The 25170-nt window shown below is 72.7% G+C and carries 25 protein-coding genes and 1 pseudogene; 9 read left to right on the top strand and 17 right to left on the bottom strand.

Translation table 11 applies throughout. The features are described 5' to 3' along the window. Positions 1-8: 8 nt before the first annotated feature. The 12 genes and pseudogenes from ACZ60Q_RS12350 to ACZ60Q_RS12295 form a co-directional block, all read right to left on the bottom strand. Positions 9-866 (bottom strand): ABC transporter permease, encoded by an 858-nt coding sequence (locus tag ACZ60Q_RS12350; RefSeq protein ID WP_469632182.1) that lies wholly within the window; start codon positions 864-866, stop codon positions 9-11. Then, positions 859-1824, bottom strand: a complete 966-nt coding sequence (locus ACZ60Q_RS12345; protein ID WP_469632744.1) for an ABC transporter permease — start codon at positions 1822-1824, stop codon at positions 859-861. Before ACZ60Q_RS12345 ends, ACZ60Q_RS12350 begins: the two co-directional genes overlap by 8 nt. 23 nt (positions 1825-1847) lie before the next feature. Next, complete coding sequence (locus tag ACZ60Q_RS12340) at positions 1848-3464, bottom strand: ABC transporter substrate-binding protein (RefSeq protein ID WP_469632180.1); 1617 nt, start codon at positions 3462-3464, stop codon at positions 1848-1850. Between the two features lie 101 nt (positions 3465-3565). After that, a complete protein-coding gene (locus tag ACZ60Q_RS12335; protein ID WP_469632177.1) occupies positions 3566-4774 on the bottom strand; it encodes a PP2C family protein-serine/threonine phosphatase in 1209 nt (402 codons plus the stop codon). A 60-nt stretch (positions 4775-4834) separates the two neighbouring features. Beyond that, positions 4835-6178: a glycosyltransferase family 2 protein gene (locus ACZ60Q_RS12330; protein ID WP_469632174.1), complete on the bottom strand. Its 1344-nt coding sequence runs from the start codon at positions 6176-6178 to the stop codon at positions 4835-4837. Between the two features lie 112 nt (positions 6179-6290). Continuing rightward, the gene (gene wecB, locus ACZ60Q_RS12325) at positions 6291-7439 is read right to left on the bottom strand and encodes a non-hydrolyzing UDP-N-acetylglucosamine 2-epimerase (RefSeq protein WP_469632172.1); all 1149 of its coding nucleotides are present in this window, start codon (positions 7437-7439) and stop codon (positions 6291-6293) included. Positions 7440-7520: 81 nt separating this feature from the next. Beyond that, complete coding sequence (locus tag ACZ60Q_RS12320) at positions 7521-8273, bottom strand: response regulator transcription factor (protein ID WP_469632169.1); 753 nt, start codon at positions 8271-8273, stop codon at positions 7521-7523. 230 nt (positions 8274-8503) lie between these two features. Next, entirely contained in the window at positions 8504-9622 is a 1119-nt protein-coding gene (locus tag ACZ60Q_RS12315; protein ID WP_469632166.1) for an acyl-CoA dehydrogenase family protein, read from the bottom strand. Then, a complete protein-coding gene (locus ACZ60Q_RS12310; RefSeq protein ID WP_469632163.1) occupies positions 9619-10812 on the bottom strand; it encodes an acyl-CoA dehydrogenase family protein in 1194 nt (397 codons plus the stop codon). The genes ACZ60Q_RS12315 and ACZ60Q_RS12310 overlap by 4 nt, the downstream gene beginning before the upstream one ends. A gap of 17 nt (positions 10813-10829) precedes the next feature. Beyond that, positions 10830-11057, bottom strand: a pseudogene (locus ACZ60Q_RS12305) (alcohol dehydrogenase catalytic domain-containing protein); the annotation flags it as partial. Between the two features lie 118 nt (positions 11058-11175). After that, a complete protein-coding gene (locus ACZ60Q_RS12300) occupies positions 11176-11772 on the bottom strand; it encodes a helix-turn-helix domain-containing protein (RefSeq protein ID WP_469632161.1) in 597 nt (198 codons plus the stop codon). 60 nt (positions 11773-11832) lie between these two features. Beyond that, positions 11833-12567, bottom strand: coding sequence for a PIG-L deacetylase family protein (locus ACZ60Q_RS12295; RefSeq protein WP_469632158.1), 735 nt, complete (start codon positions 12565-12567; stop codon positions 11833-11835). Positions 12568-12741: 174 nt separating this feature from the next. Between ACZ60Q_RS12295 and ACZ60Q_RS12290 the strand changes: the two genes are divergently transcribed. Beyond that, positions 12742-13314: a rhodanese-like domain-containing protein gene (locus ACZ60Q_RS12290; RefSeq protein ID WP_469632156.1), complete on the top strand. Its 573-nt coding sequence runs from the start codon at positions 12742-12744 to the stop codon at positions 13312-13314. 59 nt (positions 13315-13373) lie between these two features. Here the strand turns inward: ACZ60Q_RS12290 and ACZ60Q_RS12285 are convergent, their stop codons facing one another. Continuing rightward, complete coding sequence (locus ACZ60Q_RS12285; RefSeq protein WP_469632153.1) at positions 13374-14669, bottom strand: alpha/beta fold hydrolase; 1296 nt, start codon at positions 14667-14669, stop codon at positions 13374-13376. 151 nt (positions 14670-14820) lie between these two features. Between ACZ60Q_RS12285 and ACZ60Q_RS12280 the strand changes: the two genes are divergently transcribed. After that, positions 14821-15984 (top strand): betaine/proline/choline family ABC transporter ATP-binding protein, encoded by a 1164-nt coding sequence (locus tag ACZ60Q_RS12280; RefSeq protein WP_469632151.1) that lies wholly within the window; start codon positions 14821-14823, stop codon positions 15982-15984. A 30-nt stretch (positions 15985-16014) separates the two neighbouring features. Here ACZ60Q_RS12280 and ACZ60Q_RS12275 read toward each other — a convergent pair whose 3' ends face one another. Continuing rightward, positions 16015-16314: a DUF2087 domain-containing protein gene (locus ACZ60Q_RS12275; protein ID WP_469632148.1), complete on the bottom strand. Its 300-nt coding sequence runs from the start codon at positions 16312-16314 to the stop codon at positions 16015-16017. Positions 16315-16613: 299 nt separating this feature from the next. Here ACZ60Q_RS12275 and ACZ60Q_RS12270 point away from each other — a divergent pair, with 299 nt between their 5' ends. Continuing rightward, positions 16614-17519, top strand: coding sequence for a nitroreductase/quinone reductase family protein (locus ACZ60Q_RS12270; RefSeq protein WP_469632145.1), 906 nt, complete (start codon positions 16614-16616; stop codon positions 17517-17519). A gap of 13 nt (positions 17520-17532) precedes the next feature. Here the strand turns inward: ACZ60Q_RS12270 and ACZ60Q_RS12265 are convergent, their stop codons facing one another. From ACZ60Q_RS12265 to ACZ60Q_RS12255, 3 genes are read right to left on the bottom strand one after another with little or no spacing between them, the layout of a single operon-like run. Beyond that, the gene (locus ACZ60Q_RS12265; RefSeq protein ID WP_469632142.1) at positions 17533-18483 is read right to left on the bottom strand and encodes an ABC transporter substrate-binding protein; all 951 of its coding nucleotides are present in this window, start codon (positions 18481-18483) and stop codon (positions 17533-17535) included. Next, complete coding sequence (locus tag ACZ60Q_RS12260) at positions 18480-19151, bottom strand: ABC transporter permease (protein ID WP_469632140.1); 672 nt, start codon at positions 19149-19151, stop codon at positions 18480-18482. Before ACZ60Q_RS12260 ends, ACZ60Q_RS12265 begins: the two co-directional genes overlap by 4 nt. A gap of 25 nt (positions 19152-19176) precedes the next feature. Continuing rightward, positions 19177-19854, bottom strand: a complete 678-nt coding sequence (locus tag ACZ60Q_RS12255; RefSeq protein WP_469632138.1) for an ABC transporter permease — start codon at positions 19852-19854, stop codon at positions 19177-19179. 151 nt (positions 19855-20005) lie between these two features. On the opposite strand from ACZ60Q_RS12255, the gene ACZ60Q_RS12250 reads away from it, so the two are divergent. The 6 genes from ACZ60Q_RS12250 (at position 20006) to ACZ60Q_RS12225 (ending at position 25056) form a co-directional block, all read left to right on the top strand. Continuing rightward, a complete protein-coding gene (locus ACZ60Q_RS12250; RefSeq protein WP_469632135.1) occupies positions 20006-20698 on the top strand; it encodes a hypothetical protein in 693 nt (230 codons plus the stop codon). Then, positions 20695-21375: a DUF4166 domain-containing protein gene (locus ACZ60Q_RS12245; RefSeq protein WP_469632132.1), complete on the top strand. Its 681-nt coding sequence runs from the start codon at positions 20695-20697 to the stop codon at positions 21373-21375. The genes ACZ60Q_RS12250 and ACZ60Q_RS12245 overlap by 4 nt, the downstream gene beginning before the upstream one ends. Then, on the top strand, positions 21372-22022 hold the full coding sequence (locus tag ACZ60Q_RS12240) for a TetR/AcrR family transcriptional regulator (RefSeq protein WP_469632130.1): 651 nt from the start codon (positions 21372-21374) through the stop codon (positions 22020-22022). The genes ACZ60Q_RS12245 and ACZ60Q_RS12240 overlap by 4 nt, the downstream gene beginning before the upstream one ends. A 222-nt stretch (positions 22023-22244) precedes the next feature. Next, on the top strand, positions 22245-23303 hold the full coding sequence (locus ACZ60Q_RS12235) for a tetratricopeptide repeat protein (RefSeq protein WP_469632741.1): 1059 nt from the start codon (positions 22245-22247) through the stop codon (positions 23301-23303). After that, positions 23300-24349 carry a polyprenyl synthetase family protein gene (locus ACZ60Q_RS12230; protein WP_469632127.1) on the top strand — a complete coding sequence of 350 codons (1050 nt, stop codon included), beginning with the start codon at positions 23300-23302 and terminating at the stop codon, positions 24347-24349. The genes ACZ60Q_RS12235 and ACZ60Q_RS12230 overlap by 4 nt, the downstream gene beginning before the upstream one ends. A 116-nt stretch (positions 24350-24465) precedes the next feature. Continuing rightward, positions 24466-25056, top strand: coding sequence for an isochorismatase family protein (locus tag ACZ60Q_RS12225; protein ID WP_469632125.1), 591 nt, complete (start codon positions 24466-24468; stop codon positions 25054-25056). The last annotated feature ends 114 nt before the right edge of the window (positions 25057-25170 follow it).

Here is a 25170-nt window from a genome sequence, read left to right as displayed (position 1 = left end):
GTCATCGGTCACAGCATCAGCTCCGATTTCCGGCGCGGGTTGATCCGGTCGCGCCAGGCTCCGGCGAGTCCCGCGAGCGCGAGGGTCGGGATGATCAGGAAGAGGCCGGGGAAGAGGGTGGGCCACCAGTCCCCCGCGAGCAGCGAACCGCGCGCGGACTGGACGAGGTTGCCGAGGCTCGCCTGATGGGCCGGGAGCCCCAGCCCGAGGAAGGACAGCGCCGACTCGTGCCACATCGCGTGCGGAACCATCAGCACCGCCGCCAGAGCGGCCTGCGGGAGCACGCCGGGCAGCAGGTGCCGCACGATGACCCGGGTGCGGGAGGCCCCACCGGAGACAGCCGCGTCGATGAAGGGGCGCGAGCGCAGCGAGAGCACCTCCGAGCGGACGATCCGGGCGGTGGACAGCCAGTGCGTCAGGGCGACCGAGATGATCACCGGCCAGACGCCGGGCCGGAACATCGCGACGATGAAGATACCGAGCAGCAGGTGCGGCACGGAGGACAGGGCGTCGACGACCCGCATGACGACCCGGTCCGTCCAGCCGCCGAACGCCCCGGCGAGCGCGCCGATCGCGGTGCCGATGACAGTGGCGGTGAGGGCCGCGACCAGGCCGACGAGCAGAGATACGCGCAGGCCGTATACGCAGCGCAGCAGGAGGTCGCGGCCGACGTCGTCGGTGCCGAACGGATGGGCGAGGGACGGCGGGTCGAGCTTGTTGGCGAGATCGACGGCCTGCTGGTCGAGCTGGGCCAGCGGCGGGACCACGAGGACGGCGAGCAGGACGGCGACGACGATCGTGGCCGAGGTGACGATCCGGACGCGGCGGGTGGTGCGGCCGGGGAGGGCGAGCGCGGTCTCAGCCATCGAAGGCCACCCGGGGGTCGGCGAGTCCGTAGAGGAGGTCGGAGAGCAGGTTGCCGAGCAGCACGGCGGCGGTGGCGAGCACCGTGAGCGCGGCGAGCAGGGAGAAGTCCACCGAGGTCGCGGCCTCCACCGTGGCGGCGGCGATGCCGGGCCAGCTGAATACCGTCTCCACGAGCAGCGCGCCGGTGATGAGTTCGGGGACGCGGGAGCCGATCAGTGTGAGCATCGGCAGCATCCCGGAGCGCAGGGCGTGGCCGAGGAGCACGGTGCGCTCGCTCAGTCCCCGGGCACGGGCGCCGCGCACCGGATCCTCGGCGAGGGCGTCGGCCACGCCCTGGCGCACGTACAGGAAGAACCACGGCAGCTGGGAGACGCCGAGGACCGCGGCGGGCAGCACCAGATGGGAGGCGACCTGGCCGAAGGTGACGACGTCGCTGGCGGCGTCGGTGAGTCCGCCGGCCGGGAGGACGTCCAGTGTGAGGGCGAAGAACCAGATGGCGAGCAGCCCGAGCCAGAAGGCGGGGGCGGCCTCCAGGGTGTACGCGGCGGAGCTGACGCACCGGTCGAGCCAGCCACCGGGTTTGCGGGCTGCGAGGACACCGAGGCCGGTGCCGAGCAGGATCGCGACGAGGAAGGCGGTGGCGGCGAGCAGGACGGACCAGCCCATGCGCTCCGCGATGACGTCGGCGACCGGCTGACGCATCACGCTGGAGTCCCCGAAGTCGCCCCGGAACGCCGAGGTCAGCCAGTCCCACCAGCGGGCGACGAGCGGCTGGTCGACGCCGAGGTTGGCCCGCAGCTGGTCGAGGTTCTCCTGCGACGCGGTGAGCCCGGCGGTGCCCGCGTAGGCCTTGACCGGGTCGAAGGGGGACGCGGCGGCGACGGCGAAGACACCGAAAGTGACGACGCCGAGGACGGGTACGGCGAACAGGGCCCGTCGCCCCGCCATCCGCGCCATCGGCCCCCAGGGGAGGCGTCGGCTCACTTCTTCGAGCCCCCGGAACCCCCGGTGGACCACTTCTCGACGTTCCACCAGGGGCCGGAGGCCAGCCCGTGGTCGTGCGGCTCGACCTGGGTGGTGAGGGAGCCGAAGCGGTCGTCGACGACGTAGAGGTGGTCGATGTGGGTGAGGAAGGTGTAGCCCGGGTTCTTCACCAGCTCGCGCTGGACGGTGTCGTAGGCCTTCTTGCGCTCGGCCGCCTCGCCGCTCCTGCGGCCTGCCTCGATCGCGGCGTCGACGGCCTTGTTGTCGTACCAGGCCATGTTGTTGAAGCCGTCGCCCGCGAGGGAGGACTTGAGCAGGGTGTACTGGTCGAAGTCGGGGTCGGCGGGCGAGCCGCCGCCCGCGAGCACGGCGTCGTGCTTCATACGGGGCTCGATGACCTCCCAGCTACCGGCCTCGGCGGTGATGGCGATGCCGGCCTTCTTGGCGTCGGAGGCGTAGGCGAGGGCGTGCTCCTGGCGGAGCTTGTCGCCGGTGAGGTACCAGAGCGGGAAGGCGGCGCGGACGCCGTCCTTGACCCGGACGCCGTCCTTGCCGGGCTTCCAGCCCGCCTCGTCCAGGATCTTCTTCGCGGCGGCGAGGTCGTGGGGGCGCTCGGTGCCCTTGGTGAACCACTCGCTGTCGGTGGGGACGGGCCCGTAGGCGGGCTTGCCGTCGCCGTTGAGGATGGCGTCGACCATGGTCTCGCGGTCGACGGCGATGTCGAGGGCGCGGCGCACGGCGGTGTCGCCGGCGACCTTGTTGTGGGTCGGGAGGGTCACCGTGCGGTAGTCGTAGGTGGTGGCGGCGTACGTCTTCTTGCCTTTGTCGTCCGCGAAGCCCTTGGCGAGGTTGGGCGGCAGGATCGCGCCGTCGAGATCGCCGGAGCGCAGCCGGGTGGCGCGCACGTCGTCGTCCTTGATGATCGCCATGGTGAACTTCTTCACCTCGGGTTCGCCGCCCCAGTAGTGGGGGTTGGCGGTGAAGCTGAGCTTTTCGCCCTTGGACCACTTGGTGAGGACGTAGGGCCCGGTGCCGATGGGGCGAGTGGTGAAGGCTCCGGCGTTGACGTCCTGCTTGCCCGCGATGTGCTGGGGGGCGATGGGCAGGACGGTGCGCTGGGCGAACGGCGCGTAGGGGTACTTGAGCGTGAAGACGACCGTGTCCTCGCCCTTCGCCGTGACGTCCTTGACGGCGTCCAGCTCGGTGCGGGAGGCGTTGTTGGTCTTCTCGTCGAGGATGGTGCGGTAGGTGAAGACGACGTCCTTGGCGCCGAACGGCTTCCCGTCGCTGAACTTCACGCCTTGGCGCAGCTTGTACGTGTACGTCAGGCCGTCGGTGCTGACCTCGGGGAGTGCGGCGGCGAGGGCGGGGCGGAGCTTCATGTCCGCGTCCAGGGCGAGCAGTCCGTCGAAGATCTTGGAGTTGCCGTCCTTGCCGTAGCCGAGCAGCGGGCTCAGGCTGTCGGGCTCGTAGGCGATGCCGACGACGGCCGAGGTGGATCCCGGCCCGGATCCGCTCTTGGCGCTGTCCGGGTTCGAGCAGGCCGCGGCGGTCAGGGACAGCGCGGTCACCAGCGTGGCGGCGACCGCCACCCGTATCGGTCGGGCCGTCATAGTCTGCACATCCCTGTTCAAGATCGGCTGTTGTTGCGAACAGTGTGCAATTAAACAGTACGGCTCACCGGGCCCCCTTCCGTCCCCTTACGTCCACCGGGCTACTGAGCCGCTTCCGGGCTCCCGGGGGACGGCGGCGGGGATTGACGGCTGCGGAGCACAGGTGAGATCGGGCAGTCGGTGACGACGCATACCTCGCATTCCGACACCCCGGCGGTGGCCGGTTCCCTGCGCGGGGGAGGGCCGCTCCCGCCGACGTATTCGAGGAGGAGCAGGGCGGAGTCGTCGTCCGGGCCGGCCTGCACGGCGTGCCGGTGGACGTCGGAGCGGAGCCGGTCCAGTCCGGCTGCCACGCTGTCGCCCCTGAGCAGACCGGTACGGGTGCCGAGAGGATAGAACCGGCCCACCGGGTCGCGAGCCTCGACGAGGCCGTCGGTGTGCAAGAGGACCCGGTCACCGGGAGCGAGCGTGCAGGAGTACCGTCCGGGACGGTGTTCGGCCAGCGCCTCCAGCCCGAGCGGCATTCCGGGCCGGTCGGACTCCGCCCGGTCGACGCCACCCCGCGCGCGCAGGACCAGCGGCTCGGGGTGACCGTAGTTGAGAACGCTCAGCCTTCCGTCCTCGGTGAGTTCGGCGACGACGGCGGTGACGAACCGGTCGTCGTCGGCACGCCGGGCGAGGGCGCAGGACATCTTCAGCCCCACACCCTCCAGGCCGGATGAGACGGGGGCGCTCTCCCGGAACGCGGCGAGGACGGAGACGGCGGAATCCACGGCGCGCAGCCCCTTGCCCTGGACGTCCCCGATCACCATGCGTACGCCGCCGCTGACCGGGACCACGTCGTAGAAGTCACCGCCGATCCGGGCGGCGTCCGCCGCGGATTCGTACGACGTCGCGATGCGCGCGGGGCCTGTGGCACCGGGCGCCGATCCGATGATGGTCTCCTGTGCCGTCCTGGCGACCGCACCCACCTGCGCGAGACGCTGCTCCCCGCGGAACCCCGCGTGGGCCGCCATGGCGGAGAACCAGGTGACCAGCCCGACGGCCGACAGGGACAACAGCCCCTCGGTGGAGGCGAGCCGCCCGTCGTGGTGGGCGATCACCGCGGCCAGGACAGCCGCGAGCGCTCCCGTGGCGACGACAGCCCGCGCGGTGGCGGCCCGGGACACCGCGAGGATCGGCGCGACGGCGAAGAGGGCGAAGAGGGTCACCGATGGTCCGAGCACGACGTCGACGAACGCGACGGCGAGGAGCGCCACGACGCTGGTGGGGTCGACATGTCTCCGGGCCGGAGTTCGCAGGTGCCTCATGGTTGCTCCTTTTCGCGGGTCGTCGGCCGGTCGCCGCCGCGCGGCAGGCGTCGGGCCCTGTCAGGCCTCGGTCGCGGTGGGGCCGACTCCGGCGGTCTCCGCGTTGCGGCGGGTCTTGGCCCAGCCCGTCCGGCCGCTCACCAGTCGCACGGTGCCGCGCGCGGAGACGATGAACAGGTGGTAGGCGTACAGCCAGAGCGCGACTCCCCACAGCAGCCCGGTGGTGCGCGAGCGGTCGGGGGCGAACTCCTTCCGGTACACCGGACCCCACAGCAGGAACGGCACGATCGACAGGGCACCGAGTGCCAGCGCGAGGGGCCAGGCCGCGAACAGGACGGCTCCGGCCGCGAGTCCGGTGATGAGGAAGAACGCCATGACCGCGGTCAGGGCGAGGATGGCGAGGTGGGCGATCGGCTGGACGAAGGTGTAGAGGGATTCCAGGACGCCCCGGGCGCGGTAGTTGCGCGAGCCGATGATCCGGCCCGTGTAGCGCACGCACTGCATGTTGCCCTGGGCCCAGCGGGTCCGCTGGGTCAGGAAGCGCCGGGTGTAGGGCAGTGCCTCCTGCGTCACCCAGGCGTCGGCGACGTGGGTGACGCGGTAGCCGGCCAGGCGCATGTGCATGCCCAGCTCGTAGTCCTCCAGGAGGGCGTCCTGCTTCCAGGGGCGGCGCTCGGCGGCGGCGATCCGGTCGAGGGCGGAGAGCCGGGTGAACTGTCCGTTGCCACCGAGGCCGACCGAGCCGGTGCGGCGGCGCAGCAACTGCATGCCGGTGTTCGAGACGGCGAACTCCACGTCCTGCATCCGCAGGAGGAGGCGCGCGTAGGCGTTGGCGAGCCGGCCGCGGTGGGGCACGGGGCGTTCGTCGTCGACGTTCCGCATGCGTACGCCGATCTGCACACCGCCCGTGTCCGGGTCGCCGAAGCCGTCCGGACCGCTGACGTGGGCCGGGGCGTCGGCCGACAGCCGGCCGTCGGCGTCGACCACGCACACGATGACACGGGAGCGATCCACCTCGCCCAGGTGGGTGTTCATCGCTTCGTAGGCGGCGTTGAGCGCGGCTCCCTTCCCGATCCGGGCGTCGGGGCGACGTCGGGAGACCAGCCGGACATAGGTGTCCTCGGCCGCGATGGCAGCCACGATCGGGCCGGTGCGGTCGTCGCTGGCGTCATCGATCACCCACACGTGGGAGTCGGGGAAGTCGGCCCGCAGCCGGGTGACCGTGGCGGCGATCACGGCCTCCTCGTCGCGGCAGGGAACGAAGAAGTGCCAGTCGTGGCCGGAGGGGTCTCCCGGCACGGTGGGACGGCGCCGGGAGTAGGCGTGCCGGGAGCCGGTCCAGTAGATGAGGAAAGCGGCGAGCAGCAGGAAGGGAAAGATGTAGAGAAAGAACTCCGGGATCATGCGAGGGCTCCAGTACGGGTCATGGTGTCGGCGGATCGGCGCCCGCGGGCCGACCCCGGTGGCGGGCACGGGAGACGGACCGCCGGCTCGGGCGCGGCGGGGCCTGGGGGCCTCACGCTGCCGCGACCTCGACGGGGACGGCGGGGAGCGGCTCGTGGCGTCGGGCGAGCCCGGTCACCAGGTGGGCGATCCGGCGTGAGGCGGTCCCGTCCCCGTACGGGCTGGGAAGAGCCTCCAGACGGCGCAGGCCCTCGGGGCCTTCGCCGAGACGGCGGCGGACCGCCGCCCCGATGCCGGGGCCGGGTTCGACGAGGTCGGCGAAGTCGACGAGCGCCTCGGGGCGTTCCGTGGAGCGGCGTACGACCACGAGGGGCCGGCCGAGAACCGTCGTCTCCTCCTGGATTCCGCCGGAGTCGGAGACGATGAGGGCGGCGTGCCGGGCCAGGGTGAGGAACATGCTGTAGCCGGTCGGGGCGAGCACCGTCATCCCGTCGAGGAGGGGCAGCAGGCCGGCGGCCACGATACGGGCGCGGGTGCGCGGATGCAGGGGCAGGACGACCGGGAGGGTGCGGGAGATCTCTGCCAGCTCGCCGAGGACCAGGGTCAGCGCCGCGGGATCGTCCGTGTTCTCCGGCCGGTGCACGGTCGCCAGGACATAGCCCTCGGGGTTCAGACCGAGTCCGGCGAGCAGGGCCGACCGTTCGCCCTGGGGTGGCAGATGGGTGTGGACCGCCTCCACGACCGTGTTGCCGGTCACCGCGATCCGCTTCTCCGGCACCCCTTCGGCGAGCAGCAGGGCGCGGTTCTGCGGGGTCGCCGCGCACAGAAGGTCCGCCAGCCGGTCGATGAGCACTCGGTTGTGTTCCTCGGGCATCGACCGGTCATGGCTGCGCAGCCCCGCCTCGACATGGATCAGGGGAATCGACCGGGCGTTGGCCACGAGGGCGCCCGCGAGCGCGGCGTTGGTGTCGCCCTGCACCACCACGGCACACGGCGGCTCGGCGGCGAACCGCTCGTCGAGGGCGGCGAGAGCCGCTGCGACCTGCACGGCCCGGGGCTGTCCGCCGACACCGGTGAGGAATTCGGGCTCGGGCAGCCCCAGCTCCTCCAGGAGATCGCCGGAGAGGCCGTCGTCGTAGTGCTGGCCGGTGTGTACGAGCCGGACGGCGGGTCCGAGCAGGCGAATGAGCTCGGCGAGCTTCACCAGCTCGGGGCGGGTGCCCAGGACTACGGCCACACGGGATTCTGTCGAGGAGGTCATGACCCGAGCCTTACTGGCCACGGTTGCCATAATCGTTGCTTTTCCGTTGCTTTACGGTTGCTCAGTCCGATCTGAACTATTTCAGGGCTTTGGGCCTGGGCCCTCCGGCCCGGGGTCGGAGGGGTCGTCCTGCTCTGTCCGCTCGCTTTCCTCGGCGGTCACGAAGCGGTATCCCACGCCCCGGACCGCGTCGATGGGATCGCGCCCCTCGGGCCCGGCCGCCCCGCGCAGCTTCCGGCGCAGCCGCAGCACCGCGAACTTGACCCGGTCGGCGCCCAGCGCCGAGTCGTCGTCCCACACCCGTGTCAGCAGCTGCCTCGTCGTGACGACCCGGCCGCGGTTGCGCACGAGCAGTTGAAGCAGTCGGTACTCCATTTCGCTGAGACGGACCTCGCCGCCGTGCCAGACGACGGAGCGCCGTTCCGGTACGAGTCGCAGATACTCCCCGGCCCGCTCCCCCGCCCACTGCCGGTGCCCCGCCCGGCGCAGCAGGGCCTCGACGCGTGCCAGCAGCTCCTCACCGTCGTAGGGCTTGACGAGGTAGTCATCGGCGCCCGCGCGCAACGCCCTCACCCGGTGTGCCACGTCGTCCAGGCCGGAGAGCACCAGGACCGGCAGGTCACTCATGTCGCGGGCCCGGGCCAGCACACGCCAGCCGTCCAGCTCGGGGACCAGCAGGTCGAGGAGCATCAGATCGGGTCTCTCGGCGAACAGCAGCCGCAGCCCCTCCCGGCCGTCGGCGGCGGACACCACCGTGTACCCGGACCCCTCGAGCAGTCCCCGCAGGGCCAGGACCGAAGCGGCGTCGTCCTCCACGATCAGGACCTCTGGCATCGGGCACCGCCACGTTCGAAGAAGCTGGACCGGCTCGGCAGGATCGGGAGAGGGGCCTCGGTCCGCGGTCTGCGGCGGGCCGGTGCGGCTGATCTCCCCGCGTCGTGGTGTCTGCTGCCTCAAGGATCGGGGCCGGACCGGGGCGCCGCGTCGGTGGGCACGGCCACTCGGGTGCATCCGGACCCGACGCCCGGTGCGCCCGGACCCGATGCGGGGCCCGGGCGGCGGCCCTACGGAGCCGGAAGTTCCGCCAGCTCCGCGACGGTCCGACGATGACGGCCGGCCGTGCCGTAGCCGATCGAGTCGGCCTTGGCGCGCTTCAGGTACAGGTGCGCGGGGTGTTCCCAGGTCATGCCGATCCCGCCGTGCAGCTGTACACACTCCTCGGCGGCGTGGACCGCGACGCCGGAGCAGTACGCCTGGGCCACCGCGACCGCGAGCGGGGCGTCGGGGCTCCGGGTGGCGAGGGCGTCGGCGGCGTTGCGGGCGGCGGCGCGGGCCGAGACGACCTCCAGCCAGAGCTGCGCCATCCGGTGCTTGAGCGACTGGAACGAGCCCACGGGCCGGTTGAACTGGTGGCGTTCCCGGGTGTACCGGACGGTCTCGGTCAGACACCACTGCGCGAGGCCGAGCTGTTCGGAGGCGAGCAGTCCGGCTCCGGCGAGCAGTCCGCGCCGTACGGCGGTGGCGCTAGCGGCCGGGTCGGCCAGCGGGGTCCCGGCCGCTCCGGTGAGGGTGACGGCGGCGAGCGGACGGGTCAGGTCGAGCGGGACGAGTGGTTCGACGGTGACTCCGGGACCCGGGGCCCGGACCGCGTACAGCCCCTCGGCGGTCGGCACCAGCAGCACATCGGCCACCGCCGCGTCGGCGACGCCGCGGACCGTTCCGTCGAGCGTGGCAAGCACCGCCTCGGCTCCGGCGGGCGAGGTCGCGAAGGGCACGGCGAGCACGGCCGTACGGGCACCGGATGCCAGCTCTCCCAGGAGCGCGGCGACCGGACCGTCCGCCGCGCCCAGCGCGAGCAGCGTCTCGGTGGCCACGACGGAGCTGGTGAGGTAGGGGGCGGGGGCCACGGACCGACCGAGCTCCTCCAGGACCACGGCGGCCTCGCGGTGGGACGCACCCTGGCCGCCGAGATTCTCGGGCACGAGGAGGCCCGCCGCGCCGATGCCGCCCGCGAGCGATGCCCACAGCTGCGGGTCGTACGGCGTGTCGGACTCGGTCGCCGCGATCACCGTCGGCGCGTCGGCCCGGTCGGCGAGGAGGGCGCGCACGGCGGAGCGCAGGTCCTCCTCGTCCTGCGAGTAGAGCAGGTCGGGGGTGGCGGGGGGCTGGGCGGGCACGGTCATCGGCTCAGGTCCTTCCAGGCGACGTCCTTGTCGTTGCGGGGTTCGGCGGGCAGGCCGAGGACACGCTCGGCCACGATGTTCAGCAGGATCTCGCTGGTGCCGCCCTCGATGGAGTTGCCCTTGGAGCGCAGATAGCGGTAGCCGGCGTCCCGTCCGGTGAAGTCGACCAGCTCCGGGCGGCTCATGGTCCAGTCGCCGTACAACAGACCCTCGGCGCCGAGCAGTTCGACCTCCAGGCCGCTGATCTCCTGGTTGAGCCGCGCGAAGGCGAGCTTCATGCCCGAACCCTCGGGTCCCGGCTGTCCGGCGACGAGTTGCTGGCGCAGCCGCTCGCCGGTGAGCCGGGCGACCTCGGCCTCCACCCAGAGGGTCAGCAGGCGCTGATGGGTGTCGGGCGTGCGCAGTTCGGGCCGTTCGCGCCAGGTCTTCGTGACCTGGCCGATCATGCCGCCCTCGCGCGGGATGCGGGAGCCGCCGATGGAGACGCGCTCGTTCATCAGGGTGGTCCGGGCGACCTGCCACCCCTCGCCCACGGGGCCGAGGCGGTGGCTGTCGGGGATGCGTACGCCGGTGAGGAAGACCTCGTTGAACTCGGCCTCGCCGGTGATCTGGCGCAGCGGCCGGACCTCGACGCCGGGGTCGGTCATGTCGCAGACGAAGTAGCTGATGCCGCGGTGCTTGGGCAGGTCCGGGTCGGTGCGGGCGATGAGGATCGCCCAGCGGGCCAGATGGGCGCTGGACGTCCAGACCTTCTGCCCGTCGACGATCCAGTCGCCGGCCTCGTCCCTGACGGCGCGGGTGGCCAGGGCCGCGAGGTCGGATCCGGCGCCGGGTTCGCTGAACAGCTGGCACCAGACCTCCTCGCCCACCCACAGTGGGCGCAGGAAACGCCGCTTCTGCTCGTCGGTGCCGAAGCCGAGGATGGTGGGCGCGGCCATGCCGAGGCCGATGCCGATGCGGCGCGGGTCGTTGTCGGGCGCGTCGGCCGCGGCGAGTTCGGCGTCGGCGACCTGCTGGAGGGAGCGGGGCGCGTCGAGTCCGCCGAGTCCCGCCGGGTAGTGGACCCAGGCGAGGCCGGCGTCGAAGCGGGCCCCCAGGAAGTCGGTGCGGTCGGTGGTGGCGGGCGGGTGCGCGGCGAGCAGTTCACGGGTGCGGCGGCGGACCTCGACGGCGTCGACTACGGGGCTCATCGGGCGCCTCCGGGCAGGACGACGGTACGGCCGGTGGTGGTGCCGCACACCTCGACGCCCGGGGTGAACGGCAGCGGCGGCCGCACCTGGTACCGGCCGCGGCAGCGCAGGGCGTCGGGGAAGTTGACCTTCGCCGCGCGGACCTCGACGAGGACCTGCCCGTCGCCGGGCGTGGGCCGGTCCGTCTCCTCCAGCCGCATCACCTCGCCCGGCTCGCCGTTCCGGTGCACTCGCCATGCCTGCATGAGGGGCCTCCACGACACTGTCGGCATCAACCGCCGAAGCGGTCGGCCTTACCACTGCTGCGCCGCATACTAAGCGGTCGCTTGCCGATCTGGGAACACCTCGGCCCCGCCCCGGGCCTCAGCCGCGCTTCGGCTTCGCCCGTACGTGCATGCGTTCGCCCTGCGGACCGAACAGGCTGAGGAACTCCACCGTCTCGTCCTCGGCCGGGCCGAACCAGTGCGGTAGCCGGGTGTCGAACTCGGCGGCCTCGCCCGGCTCCAGCACCAGATCGTGATCGGCCAGCAGCAGCCGCAGCTTCCCGGAGAGCACGAACAGCCACTCGTACCCCTCGTGCGTGCGCTGTTCCGGCGGGCCGCCGCCGGGCTCCTGGATCAGCTTGTACGCCTGGAGGCCGCCCGGCCGGGCGGTCAGCGGCAGCATGGTCCGGCCGTGCCGCACGATCGGCTTGGCCCGCACGCGCGGATCGCCGACCGGTACGGCGCCCACCAGGTCGTCGAGCGGCACCTCGTGGGCGCGGGCGATCGGCAGCATCAGTTCGAGGCTGGGGCGACGGCCGCCGGACTCCAGCCGGGAGAGCGTGGAGACGGATATGCCGGTGGCGGCCGAGAGCGCGGCGAGGGTGACCCCGCGGTCCTTGCGAAGCCGGCGCAGGCGGGGACCGACCCCGGAGAGGACGGACTCCAGTTCCGGGTCGTCCCGGTCGTGTTCCTTCATGCGGCCATTGCAGAATCGGCAAGCCGGTTTGTCAACCGGCCCACTCGTCGACGGCACGTCCTAGTGGGCGAAGACCTCGAAAGTGACCGCCGGCCGGCCGCCGAACCGCTCGGCGGCGGCCTCGACCATGCCGGTCAGGAAGGTCCGGCAGTACCGCTCCGGGTCCTCCCGGGTCAGCGCCTCGATGTACGTACGGTGCTCCAGCAGCGACCGGACCGAGCGTTCGAGACCGGCCGTCGCGTCGACGGCGTGGGTGGGCCGGTCACTGCCCGCCACGGCGGTCCAGCGCACCCCGTCCCACGGCTGGAGTCCGCGCTCGCCCAGTTCCGGGAAGATCCAGCGGTTGCCAGCGTCGGCGACGGCGTCCAGCGCGGCGCGCCCGACCGCCCGGTGATCGGGGGTGTTCCAGGCGACCCCGCCCCAGGTGTCCCGGTGGTTGAGGGTGACCACCAGCTCGGGGCGGTGACGGCGGATGGCCGCGGCGATGTCGCGGCGCAGGCCGATGCCGTACTCGATCACGCCGTCGCGGTGGTCCAGGAACTCCACGGTCCGCACGCCGACGACGGCGGCGCTCGCCCGCTGCTCCCGCTCGCGCACCGGCGCGCACTCCTCGGGCGACAGCGAGTCGATCCCGGCCTCGCCGCGGCTGGCGAGGAGGTAGGCGACCTCACGGCCGCCGTCGGTCCACTCCGCCACGGCGGCGGCCACTCCGTACTCCAGGTCGTCGGGGTGGGCGACCACGGCCAGGGCGCGCTGCCAGTCGACGGGCATGGGTTCGAGTCGCTGCGACGTCATACCGGCAGGTTACCCACGTACCGTCGCGACGGCAGGCTGCCCGGCGCCGGCGCCGGACGTGCGACGCTGGAGTCCGGTGACGGTCACCGCGAACACGGTCCGCCCGGCCTGTCAGGGCCGGCTGGGGGGAGCATCCCCTCCCCCGCCGCTCCGGCGAACGAAAGGAACCCGCTCGTGCCCAGCCCCGCATCCCTCTCCCCCGCCCAGGCCGCAGCCCGTCTGGAGGAGTTCACCGTCATCGACGTACGGGCTCCGGGCGAGTACGCCGCCGGACACGTCCCCGGCGCCCTGAACATCCCGCTCGACAAGCTGCCGGACGCGCTGCCCGCGCTCAAGTCCGCCTCCGCGCGCGGCTCGCTGCTGGTGGTGTGCGCTTCCGGGGTCCGGTCCACGCGGGCCTGCGAGATCCTCGCGGGAGCGGACATCGAGGCCGTGACACTGACCGGCGGCACGTCGGCCTGGGAGGGTGACGGTCGCGGCCTGGACCGCCCCGAGGGCGCGCGGACCACCTGGCCCATGGAGCGTCAGGTGCGGCTCGCGGCGGGCTCGCTGGTGGTGGCGGGGCTGGTGGCGGGGATCCGCGTACCGGCGGCGCGCTGGCTGTCCGCGGGCATCGGCGCGGGTTTGGTGTATTCGGCGCTCAGCAACACCTGCCAGCTGGCCACGGTCCTCTCGAAGCTGCCGCACAACCGGGCCCCGCGTGGCGCCGGTGACCTGGACGCGACGCTGGAGGAGCTCCAGCGCTGATCCGGCGGGGCCGGCCGGTCCGCGACCGGCCCCGGGGCGGGCGTGCGGGGCCCGGCCGGTCAGACCTCGTCGCGCACCAGCGCCAGCAGCCGGTCCAGGACACGGGGGCCGCCCGCGCGCACGCCGTCGTGCTCGTACTCGTTCGTCACCCAGCTCCGCAACCCCCGGATCGCCGCCGCCGTGCGCAGCGAGTCCTCGGTGTCGACGTACATGTCGTCGTGGTAGACGGCCGCCGCGACCGGGACCTCGTTGGCGGCGAGCCGCTCGGGGTCGTACAGAACGGGCCAGTCGGTGCGCTGGGCGAGCAGTTCGGCGGTCTCGCGGAGCGGGCGCAGGGCCGGGTCGACGTCGAAGTGCCAGGGGTGGATGGACTCGCCGGTGAAGAGGACCGGGCCCTCGCCCGCCAGCGCCGTCGCCGCGTCGAACTGCGGGAACTCCGCCCGCACACGCTCCGCCGCCCAGTCCGTGGGGCGCTCGCCCTGTCCGTAGATGGCTTCGTGGAGCAGGGCGTACAGCGGGTGCCCGGCGAAGGAGGAGGCCGTGCGCACGGCCTCCTGGAAGGCGTCGGAGAGTTCGGTGGCGCCCGGCGTGCGGACGAACGCGTTCTCCAGCAGGTAGTGGAGCTGGTGGCTGCCGCTGCCGCCGCCGAGCATGATGCCGAGCGACTGGAAGCCCTCGGGGGTGAGCCGGTGGCCGGCGCTTTCGGGCCGGTGCTCGGCGAGGTACGCGGTAATCGCGCGGGCGCGCTCGACGTCCTGCGGGTAGCGGGCGTAGTGGGCGGCGACCTTCCGCTCGATGCGCGGGTACGCGGCCCGGTAGACGTCGTCCGCGGGTGCGTCCAGCGAGGGCAGTCCGCCGGTGATCAGGACAGCCTTCAGCCCTTCCGGGGCGGCGGAGAGGTAGCGGACGGCACAGAAGCCGCCGAAGGACTGGCCGAGGACCGTCCAGGGTGCTCCGCCGGTGAGCTGCGGCCGGATCAGCTCACAGTCACGGACGATGGAGTCGGAGCGGAAGTGGGCGAGGTAGTCGGCCTGTTCGCGCGGGCCACCGCGCAGCGGGAGGGTCTGTCGGTTGGCCGGGGTGGACAGTCCGGTTCCGCGCTGGTCGAGGAGGAGCACCCGGAACTCGCGCAGAGCGCGGCCGAGCCAGGCCTCCGTGCCGACGAACCGGCGCGCGCCGAAGCCGGGGCCGCCCTCCAGGTAGACCAGCCAGGGCAGTTCCTCGCCGGCCCGGGAGGTGGCGACCGCTTCCCGGCCGTAGACCTCGATCTGCTCGCCGCCGGGGTCGCTGTGGTCCAGGGGCACGGTGAAACGCCGGTCGGTGAGGACGACGCCGGGCTGCCGGTAACTGATCACGGGAACTCCTGAATCCGGGGTGCTGGCTGATCCGGGCGAAAGGTCCAGTTCAGCACATGGCCGCACCGGTCCGGCGAAGGGGCCATCGAGGGATGCCCCGGACGGTCCCGGCCCATGTGCGGGGCGCCCGAAGGGCTCCTAGCGTTCAGACATGATCCGGTTCGAGCAGGTCCGCAAGGTCTATCCGGACGGGACGACGGCGGTCGACGGGCTGACCTTCGAGGTCGCGGAGGGCGAGCTGGTGACCCTGGTGGGGCCCTCCGGCTGCGGCAAGACGACCACGATGATGATGGTGAACCGGCTGATCGAGCCGACCTCGGGCCGGATCCTGCTGGACGGCGAGGACATCGCCGGGATCGACCCGGTGAAGCTGCGCCGCCGGATCGGCTACGTGATCCAGCAGGTGGGCCTCTTCCCGCACCGCACCGTCCTGGACAACACCGCGACGGTCCCGACGCTGGTCGGCTGGAAGCGCGCACGGGCCCGGGAGCGGGCGGCGGAGCTGCTGGACCTGGTGGGCCTGGACCCGAGGACGTACGGCTCGCGCTATCCGGCACAGCTCTCCGGCGGGCAGCGCCAGCGGGTGGGCGTGGCACGGGCGCTCGCGGCGGATCCGCCGGTGCTGCTGATGGACGAGCCGTTCGGGGCCGTCGACCCGGTGGTGCGGGAGCGGCTGCAGAACGAGTTCCTGGCACTCCAGCAGCGGGTGCGCAAGACGGTGCTCCTGGTGACGCACGACATCGAGGAAGCGGTACGGATGGGCGACCGGATCGCGGTGTACGGGGAGGGGCGCATCGAGCAGTTCGACACCCCGGCCGCCGTGCTCGGCACCCCGGCTTCCCCCTACGTGGCCCGGTTCGTCGGCTCGGACCGGGGGCTGAAGCGGTTGTCGGTCACCGCGATCGAGCCGGAGGACCTGGAGGAGCCGCCGGTGGCCCGGCTGGAGGAGCACGCCGGGGCCGCGGTGGCCCGGCTGGAGGCTGCGGGGGCCCGCTGGGCGGTGGTCCTGAACGGCGCGGGCGAGCTGCACGGCTGGGTGTCGGCGGACGCGCTGCGGTCGGCCGGGGAGGAGGGGACGGTGGGTGGTCTGGCCCGCCGGATGGACGCGTGGGTGCCGGTGGGCGCCCCGCTGAAGCAGGCGTTCAGCGAGATGCTCCAGCACGACGCGGGGTGGGTGGCGGTGCTGGACGGTGCCCGGTTCCTCGGGGTTCTGACCCCCGCCAAGCTGCACGAGGCGCTGCGCCGGTCGGTGGACGCCGACGCGCAGGGGGTGGGGCGTGAGGAGGTGGAGTTCGATTCCGTGGCGGACACGTAGAGGCAGGGCACCCCGCTGCACCTTCACCGGTCAGCGTCCGCGGCGGTAGCTGCTGCCGTCCCGGGGCCGGACCAGCAGCCCCGCCACGACGAGGTGGCGGCGCAGGGCGGAGCTGTCCTCGTGGACGGTGAGGAGCGCCTCGTTCACCTCACGCTCGGTGTACGAGCGCTCCCGCTCGAACAGCGTGTCGGCGAGGTGCACGAGCAACTGCTCCCGCCGGGCCTCCTTGCGCGGGATCGCGACCAGGCGGCCGTGCGAGAAGAGCGCCTCGACCCGGTGGGTGCGAGGAGTCCGCGACAGCGGCGTAAGGGTCTCTTGTTCAGCGGGCATGGCAGGAAGCGTCGCAGGCGTCCGGAGCACGGGCAACGCCTTTTCGGCCTCACCCGTACTCGCGTTGACAGACGCGTACCGCCCGGGTTGTGATGGTGCACGTGCAGCGTGACGTCGGCCAAAGAGATCTGGGCCGGCCGGCGGTCGGGCCAGCACCTTCTTCTCAGGGATTCGACGCCATGAGTCCACTCATCGCCCGCTGCCCCTGAACACCTCAGCCTCCGAACGCTTCGCCGCGGGCACTCCGCGACGCCGGGCCTTCGCCTGCCCGCATTCTTTCCGGGAGACCCAGAACCTCCATGCCCCACACCTTCCAGCAGTCCGTCATCACCGAGTTCCGCGCCAACGGGGGGAAGGTCGGCGGCCCCTTCGAGGGCGCCGATCTCCTGCTGCTCACCACCACCGGCGCCCGCTCCGGGAAGCCGCACACCACACCACTCGGATACGTACGCGAGGGCCGTGGGCTGCTCGTCGTCGGCTCCAGCCTGGGCGCACCGCTCCACCCCGACTGGTACCGCAACCTCCTCGCCCGTCCTACCGTACGGGTCGAGTTGGGGGACGAGGATTTCGAGTCCCTCGCCGTACCGGCCGAAGGGGCGCGGCGCGACGAGCTCTTCGCCCGGGTCCTCGCCGAAGCTCCCGGGTACGCGGACTACCAGGACGCGACGGACCGGGTGCTGCCGGTGGTGGTCCTCGAACTGCCCGACCCCGACGCGACGGCCCCCGCGATCACCTCGCTCGCCGACAAACTGGTGGAGGTGCACACCTGGCTGCGCGGCCAACTGCGCCACGTGCACGACGAGACGGAGGCGCACTTCGCCGCGCGGGCCGCCCACGAGGGCGGGGGCGAGGCGCCCGCACCCGGCCTCGGGCTGCAGATCCGCCAGCGCTGCCTGGCGTTCTGTCAGGCCCTGGAGTTCCACCACACGGCCGAGGACGGCCACATGTTCCCGACGATGGAGGGATACCACCCCCACCTGGGGCACGTCTTCGACCGGCTGCGGGAGGAGCACCGCGGCATCGGGGCCGTCCAGTCGGCGCTCGTGGCCCTGCTGGCCGAGGTCGCCATCGCGGAGCCGGACCGCTTCCGCGCCGAACTGGCCCGGATGACCGAGGAGCTGACCGCCCACCTCGACCACGAGGAGGAGCACATCCTGCCCCTGCTGGCCGGTGTGCCCTGGCCCCCGGCCCCGCCCGCCTCCTGAGCTGTCGGGCGGCTCAGCCCTTCGGGAGGAGCTTCTTCGACTCCAGGTAGGTGCGCGCGACGTCCTCGGGCAGCCTGCGCCAGCTGTCGACCTGCTCGTTCATCGACGCCAGGTCGGCGGTGGTCAGCACGGTGTTGAGCCGGCCGAGGGCGTCGCGCACCCCGGAGCTCCCGGCGCGTGCGCGGTTGACGACGGGGACCACGTAGTCCGCGTTCTGGAGGTTCTTGTCGTCCTCCAGCAGGACCAGACCGAACTGGTCCAGGGTGGCGTCGGTCGTGGTGGTCAGGACCATCTGATCCTGACCACTCTGCACCGCCTGCTTGGCCGGGGTGGTACCGACACCCTTCGGGTCGACGGCGACCACGTCGATGCCGTAGGTCTCGCGCAGGCCGGGAGCACAGTAGGGCCGCTGTACGCATTCGTCACCCGCCGCCAGCCGTACGGGCAGCTTCGCGGCGCCCACGTCGCTGAGGGTCTTCAGTCCGTGTTCCTTCGCGTACGCGGCGGTGACGGCGAAGGCGTTCTGGTCGACGGCCCGGCCGGGGTCGAGCACGGTCAGTCCGCGCGGGACGGCGAGCGCACGGAGCGCCTTCATGGTGGCGGCCCGGTCGGGCGATCCGGCCGGGGGCGCGTCGGCGCCGTTGGCCTTGGCGTTCAACCAGTCGGCGAAGGTCGCCGCGTACTCCGGTACCACGTCGATCCGGCCGCTCTCCAGGGCCGGTTCGTAGATCTCCCGGTTGGTCACGGAGATGATGTCGGCGGAGTATCCGGCGTGCTCCAGGAGCAGCGCGTACAGCTGGGCCAGCAGGTCGCTCTCGGTGAATCCGGCGGATCCGACGGTGAGCTCCCTGCTGTCGCCGGGCGGGGCGGTCACCTCGCCCTGGTTCTCGAGCGTCGGGCCGGTGGTGCAAGCGGTGGCGGCGAGGAGGACCAGCGCCGCCAGGGCCCGGCGGGCGAGGCTCACGCGGCCTCCCGGCCGTGCCGGGGGGCGAGTCGCTGCCCGGCCTCGAAGAGACTCTCGACGAGGAGGGCGAACACGGCCACCAGGATCGCTCCGGCCACCACCTGCGGGGTGGAGGCGAGGTTGAAGCCCGCGGTGATGATCCGGCCCAGTCCCCCGCCGCCGGCCAGCGCGGCGAGGGTGGCGGTGGCCACCAGTTGGACGGCGGCGATCCGCACGCCGGTGAGGATCAGCGGGAGGGCGAGCGGCAGCTCCACACCCAGCAGCATCTGGCGGCCGGTCATGCCCATCCCCCGGGCGGCCCGGACGACGTCCCGGTCGACCTCGCGCATCCCGACGTAGGCGTTGGTGAGGAGCGGCGGCACGGCGAACAGGACGAGCGCGATGATCGTCGACCACTGGCCGTAGGTGCCGATGGGGGTGAGCAGTAGCAGGACCAGTACGGCGAAGGTGGGCACGGCCCGGCCGATGTTGGAGAGGTTCACGGCGAGCGCGCCGCCCTTGCCGAGGTGCCCCAGGACGAGGGCGACGGGGAGGGCGATCAGGCAGCTGATGAGCAGACAGACGGCAGTGAGGTAGAGGTGTTCGCCGAGCCGGTTCCAGACCCCGTCGGGGCCGGACCAGTGAGCTGCGGTGGTGAGCCAGGACCAGCTGTCGGAAAGGGTGCTCACCCCCGCACCCCCCTGCTGGGTGTGTTCACGCCTGCCTCCGGGTCCAGGGGGTCAGCAGCCGTCCCGTTCCCAGGAGCAGCAGGTCGGCGGCGACGGCGATGACGACGCACAGGACGGAGGCGGTGAGCACCTGGGCCTTGAAGTAGGTGTTCATGCCGGAGTAGATGAGGTTCCCGAGTCCCCCGTGGCCGACGATCGCCCCGACGGTGACCAGGGAGACCGCGGAGACGGTGGCGATGCGCAGCCCGGCCATCGCGGCGGGCAGGGCGAGCGGGAGCTCCACGGCGAGCAGCAGGCGCAGCGGCCCGTAGCCCATGCCGCGTGCGGCCTGCCGGGTCTCCTCGGGGACGGCCCGGAGCCCGGCCAGGATGTTGCGGACGAGCAGTGTCAGGGAGTAGAGGACGAGCCCCGCGATCACCAGCGCGGCGGAGAGTCCGTACAGCGGGAGCAGCAGCGAGAACATCGCCAGCGACGGGATCGTGTACAGGACCGTGGTCAGCCCCAGCACCGGGCCGGCCGTCCAGCGCCACCGGCGGGCGGCCAGCGCGAGGGGGACGGCGAGCAGGAGTGCGACGGCCACCGAGGCGGCCGTCAGCTGGAGGTGTTGCAGCACCGCGTCCACCAGGATCTCGCGGCGGCTGGAGAGGTAGGCCCCGCAGATCCACTCGTTGCGGGCGAGGCAGTCGTCCGGGGGCGCCGTCACCCGTCCATTCGAGCGTGGCAGCGGTTCTGTCGCGCGCGGGGGGCCGCCGTCCGAGGGATGTGAGCGAGTGCTCAACTCCTTCTGGTAGCGTCCTGGCGGACGGAGAGGGTTGAGCAGTCGCTCAAACCTTCGTGGCGAACCGGGGGCGCACATGGGCCTGTACATAGAGGCGTTGATCCGCACGGATCCGGAGCGCCTGTGGGAGCGGACGCAGGAACCCGCTCAGCATCAACGGTGGGATCTGCGCTTCACCGAGATCAGCCATCTGCCCGGCCCGGCGGGGTCCGCACAGCGGTTCCGGTACGCGACCCGGGTGCTGCCCTTCGTGACGGTCGCGGGGACCGGGACGAGTGCGGGCGAGCGGCGGCGGGCGGACGGCGAGCGGGTCTCGGCCCTGCGCTTCGCCTCCTTCGATCGGCTGTCGCCGCTGGCCGAGGGCAGTGGGTACTGGCGTTACGTTCCCACCGCCGACGGCATCCGTTTCCTGACCGGCTACGACTACCGGACCCGCTGGGGCCGCTTCGGCGCGGTCGCGGACCGGCTGGTGTTCCGGCCCTTGATGGGCTGGGCGACCGCCTGGTCCTTCGACCGGCTGCGGCTGTGGTGCGAACGCGACGTCAGCCCGGCCCGGTCGCTGGCGTACGCCCTGGCGGAGGTCCTGGTACGGGGCGTCGTCGTGGCGGCCGCCCTCTCCTTCGGCCCGGCGGCCGCGCTGTCCGCCGCCCTGGCCGCGCTGCTGGTACCCCCGTCCCGCCTCACGCCCGCCGCCCGCCGCTGCCTGCGCAGACCGCCCGGCCGTCCTGCCGTCGCCCCGTCCCTCCTCGCCCGGCTGGAGCGCCCGTGACCTCGATATTCGCCCGTGCGATGGGAGACGGCTTCGAGCGGCTCCACCCCCAGCTGCGACGTCGCTTCTCGGTCGGCCTGGAGAGCGGGGAGGCGTGCGTGGGTCGCGGGTCCATGGACCGGATCTGGCACGGCCGGGCGTTCGTGAAGCCGTTCCTCGCGCTCGGCGCCACGCGCAACATCCTGGTACCGAGGACCGGCCGCGACGTCCCGTTCACCATCGAGAACGTGCCGTACACCGATGCCCACGGCCGGGAGACCGTGACCTTCGTCCGGACGTTCGCCCTGCCGGGCGGTCCGCGCCGCTTCGACGCCACGATGGTGCACAGCCCGGAGCGGTCCTGTGTGCTGGACTACCTCGGCACCCACCAGCACCTGGCCACCGACCTGCGGCTCACCGCGGAGCCCGACGGTTCCCTGCTCATCCGCTCCGGGGAACACCGCTTCCGCGAGGGGCCCGTCGACGTGCGCGTCCCTCGGCTGATCGGGGGTGACGCCGAGGTCCGCGAGTCCTTCGACGACGCCACGGGCCGCTTCCGCATCCGGGTCGCGGTGACCAACCGACGCTTCGGCCCGCTGTTCGGGTACGAGGGGACGTTCCGCGCCCGCTATGTCGACGCCCTGCGCCACGGCGTACGGGCGGGTCTGCGCCCGGTCCGCGAAGAGGCGCGGGCGTGACGACGGGGAACGCGGCGGGCGCGAACACCCGGACGAAGCTTTTGGAGGGCGCGCTTCGCACCCTCGCCGAACAGGGGATCGCCAAGACGTCGGCCCGCTCGGTGGCGGCATCGGCAGGGGTCAACCAGGCACTGGTCTTCTACCACTTCGGCTCGGTCGACGAGTTGCTGGCGGCGGCCTGTCGGCACGGGGCGGAGCAGCGGGTGGCCCGCCACCGCGACCGGCTCGCCGTCGTGACGACCCTCGCCGAGCTGTTGAGGTGCGGGCGCGAACTGCACGAGGAGGAGCGGGCCGGCGGTCATGTCGCCTTTCTCGCCCAAGTGCTCGCGGGGGCCCAGACCCAGCCCGGGCTGGCGCCCGCGACCGCCGCCGGGCTCCAACTGTGGACCGCCGAGATCGAGAAGGTGCTGGTCCGGGTCCTGGCGGACTCGCCGCTGGGCGAGTTCACCGATCCGGTGGGACTGGCACGCGCCGTGACCGGGTCGTTCGTGGGCCTGGAGCTGTACGAGGGCGTCGACCCCGCGGGGGCCGGGCGCGCCTTCGACGCGCTGGAGCGGCTCGCCGAGCTGGCCGGGGTGCTGGACGAGCTCGGCCCGGTCGCCCGGCGCGCGGTGCGCCACCGGCTGCGGCGCACAGGTAGGGCGTAGGGGGCGGCTCGCGACGGGAACACGGGAACGACCTGGACTCCCCGAGCAACCCTCCTCGCCCGACTGCCGTCTTGATCGATGACAGGACGGTGCGCCGCGTGTGACGTGCGGCGTCCAACCCCCACAAGATCCGGGCCTGCACGACCGCCGGACTATACCTTCCGCGTATAAACGGCGGGTATAGTCGCGCCGGTGCGGCCCGGCACCGCGCGGAAGGCCCCCATGCAGACCAAGGCGCTGGCACCCGAGTACCAGGGAGCACTCACCAAGCTGTCGGTGAACGCCTCCCTCACCGACGTACTGGCCGAGGGAGTTCGCCACCTGAGGCAGGCCGAGCTCTCCGGATCGCAGGAGGAGGTGGCGCGTTCGGGCCTCGCCGTGGCCGAGGCACACCGCAGGCTCGGGCAGGTCGCGGAGGCCGACCGCGCCTGGAAGGCCAGCTACCGGGCGGCGCGGACGGCCGGGAACACCGGGGCGATGGCGTGGGCGCTGTGGAGCGGGGGCACGCTGGCACGCCAACGCGGTTCGCTGCGCCTCGCGTTCAGGCTGCTCGGCCTCGCCGCGGAGCTGGGGAAGCGGGGCGGCGACGTGGTCGCCCGCGGCTATTCGCTGGCCGGCCTCGCCGAGACCGGACGGATCCAGGGTGACTACGCGACCGTCGCGACGTTGCACGAACAGCTGCTGGCCGAGGCCCGTGCCCGGGGCGAGGCCCGGCACACCGTCTGGGCGCTGGAGGGCATCGCGCAGATCCACCGCAACACCGGTTCGCTGGACACGGCGCTCGAGATGTTCGAGGAGGCGGCGGTCCTGGCGGGCGACGCGGACGACCGGCGGGGCCGGGCGTGGGCCCTGCGCGGCATAGCCGACATCGTCTCCCTCCGGGACAGGGCGACCGCTCGGGCACTCGATCTGCTCTCCGAGGCCGAGGTCACCTGCCGCGAGATGAACCTCTCCAGCGCTCTGGCGTACAACCACAAGATGCGGGCCAACGTGTTCTTCCGCGCCGGACGGTACGAGGAGGCGCGCGAGGTCTACGAGCAGGCGCTCGGCGAGTTCCGTGCGATGGACGAGCCGCGGGGAGAGGCGCTGGCCTCGCTCGGCCTGGTCAAGGCGCGGGCCAGGCTCGGCCGGGACCGTGGCGCCACCGCCTTTGACCTGGACGAACTGCGCGGCAGGCTGAGCCGGATCGGGCTGCTCAACGCCCAGGAGATGGTCGAGAAGGCATACGCCGAGCTCGGCGTGGAGCGGGCCTTCGCGGGCGAGAGGGACGACCGCCGATGACGCTCTCCACGACCACCCGGGCGAGCGCTTCACAGATACTGGACCGCTGCCGTGAGCTCGTACGCCCGGCCCTGGTGGAGTCGGTGGGACGGCTGCACCCCTGGCACGCGGAGACGGCGGCCTTCTCGCTGGGCTGGAGCGGGACCGGCGGCGAGCCGGCGCCCGGATCGCAGGGCAAGGGGGTCCGCCAGGCGCTCGCGGTGCTCGGTGCGGAGGCCGCTGGTGGCAGCGCGGCGGACGCGGTGCTCGGCGCGGTGGCCGTCGAGCTGATCCACACCTTCTCCCTGATCCACGACGACATCATGGACGGCGACGAGACCCGTCGCCGTCGGCCGACGCTGTGGAAGGCGTACGGCACGGGCCCGGCGGTCCTCGCGGGGGACGCGCTGTTCGCGCTGGCCGTCTCCACGCTGGCGGAGGCTCCGGGGCCGGGCGGCCCGGCGGCGGTCCGTCAACTGGCGCGCACACTGGGCGATCTGGTGAACGGTCAGGCGCAGGACCTGCTCTTCGAGTCCCGGCCGTGGACCGGTCCCGGTGCGGTCCTGCCGCACGAGTACCGGTCGATGGCCACCCACAAGACGGGCTCCCTGCTCGGTTGCGCCGCCGCCCTGGGCGCGCTGCTGGCCGGTGCCCCGACGAGCACCGTCGAGGCGCTGGACCTGGCGGGGCGACATGTGGGGGTGGCGTTCCAGGCGGTGGACGACCTGCTCGGGATCTGGGGCGATCCCCAGGTGACCGGAAAGCCCGTGCACAGCGATCTGCGACGGCTCAAGAAGACGTACCCGGTGCTCGCGGCCCTGTCCGCCGATCACCCGGCGGCCCGAAGTCTCGACGAACTGCTCACCTCCGCCGGACCCCTCGACGACCTGGCGGCGCGCCGTGCGGCCGAGCTGATCGACAGGGCCGGCGGGCGGCGGGCCGCGGTCGCCGAGGCACACGAGCACCTGGCCGCGGCCCACGCCTGCCTGGACCGGGTGCCGCTGGCGGAGAGCGCGCACGGGGATCTGCTCACGCTGATCCCGTACCTCGTGGACCGCACCGACTGACCCCGTGGCCGCCCGCCGGAAATCGGCGGGCGGCCACAGTCCTTCGTACGGCACGATCAGCTCCGGGCGGGCCTTCACCCGCGCACCCGCCGCGACAACGTGAGGACTCCCCCGACATGACAGCCTTCCCCGCCCCCGTAACGGCGCTGCTCGTCGTCGACGTCCAGTCGGCGTTCGTCGCGGGTGACGCCGCCGTGCCCGACGCGACCCGGCTGCTGGACCGGGTGACGGATCTGATCGAGCGGGCCCGGGAGGCCGGGGCGTTCGTCGTCCATCTACAGAACGACGGCGCGGCCGGACAGCCCGACGAGCCGGGGACGCCCGGATGGGAGCTGCGCCTGCCCGTGCGCACCGGGCCGGCCGAGACGGTGATCCGCAAGAACGAGGACGACGGTTTCGAGGAGACTTCGTTGGAGGCCGAGTTGACGGCGGCGGGCGTCCGGGCGCTCGCCGTGTGCGGGGTGATGTCGGAGATGTGCGTGCTCGCCACCGCCCGCCGGGCCCTGGAGCTGGACTACCGGGTCGTCATGCCCCATGACGCCCACGCCACGTACGACATTCCGGCCGCGCCGGACATCAGTGACGTGGTGCCGGCGGCTATGGCGTCACGGGTCGCGGAATGGGCTCTGGGCGACGAGGTGGAAATCGTGGCGCGCGCCGCGAACGTCTCCTTCGCCACTCCGTTCGCCACCACGAGAACGGCCTGAAGCGTGTGGTCACCGTCGGCCGGGTTGGCGGGCGTTGCGGCCAGGTGAGCGCTGACGCCGGCCGAGGCGGCAGGGGCGGCTGCCGACTCAGAGGCGACGATGTCCACCGAGCCG

The sequence above is a fragment of the Streptomyces sp. NPDC104313 genome, from assembly GCF_055583985.1.
The sequence above is the reverse complement of the archived record's forward strand: the minus strand, read 5'-3'. Positions and strand labels throughout refer to the sequence as shown.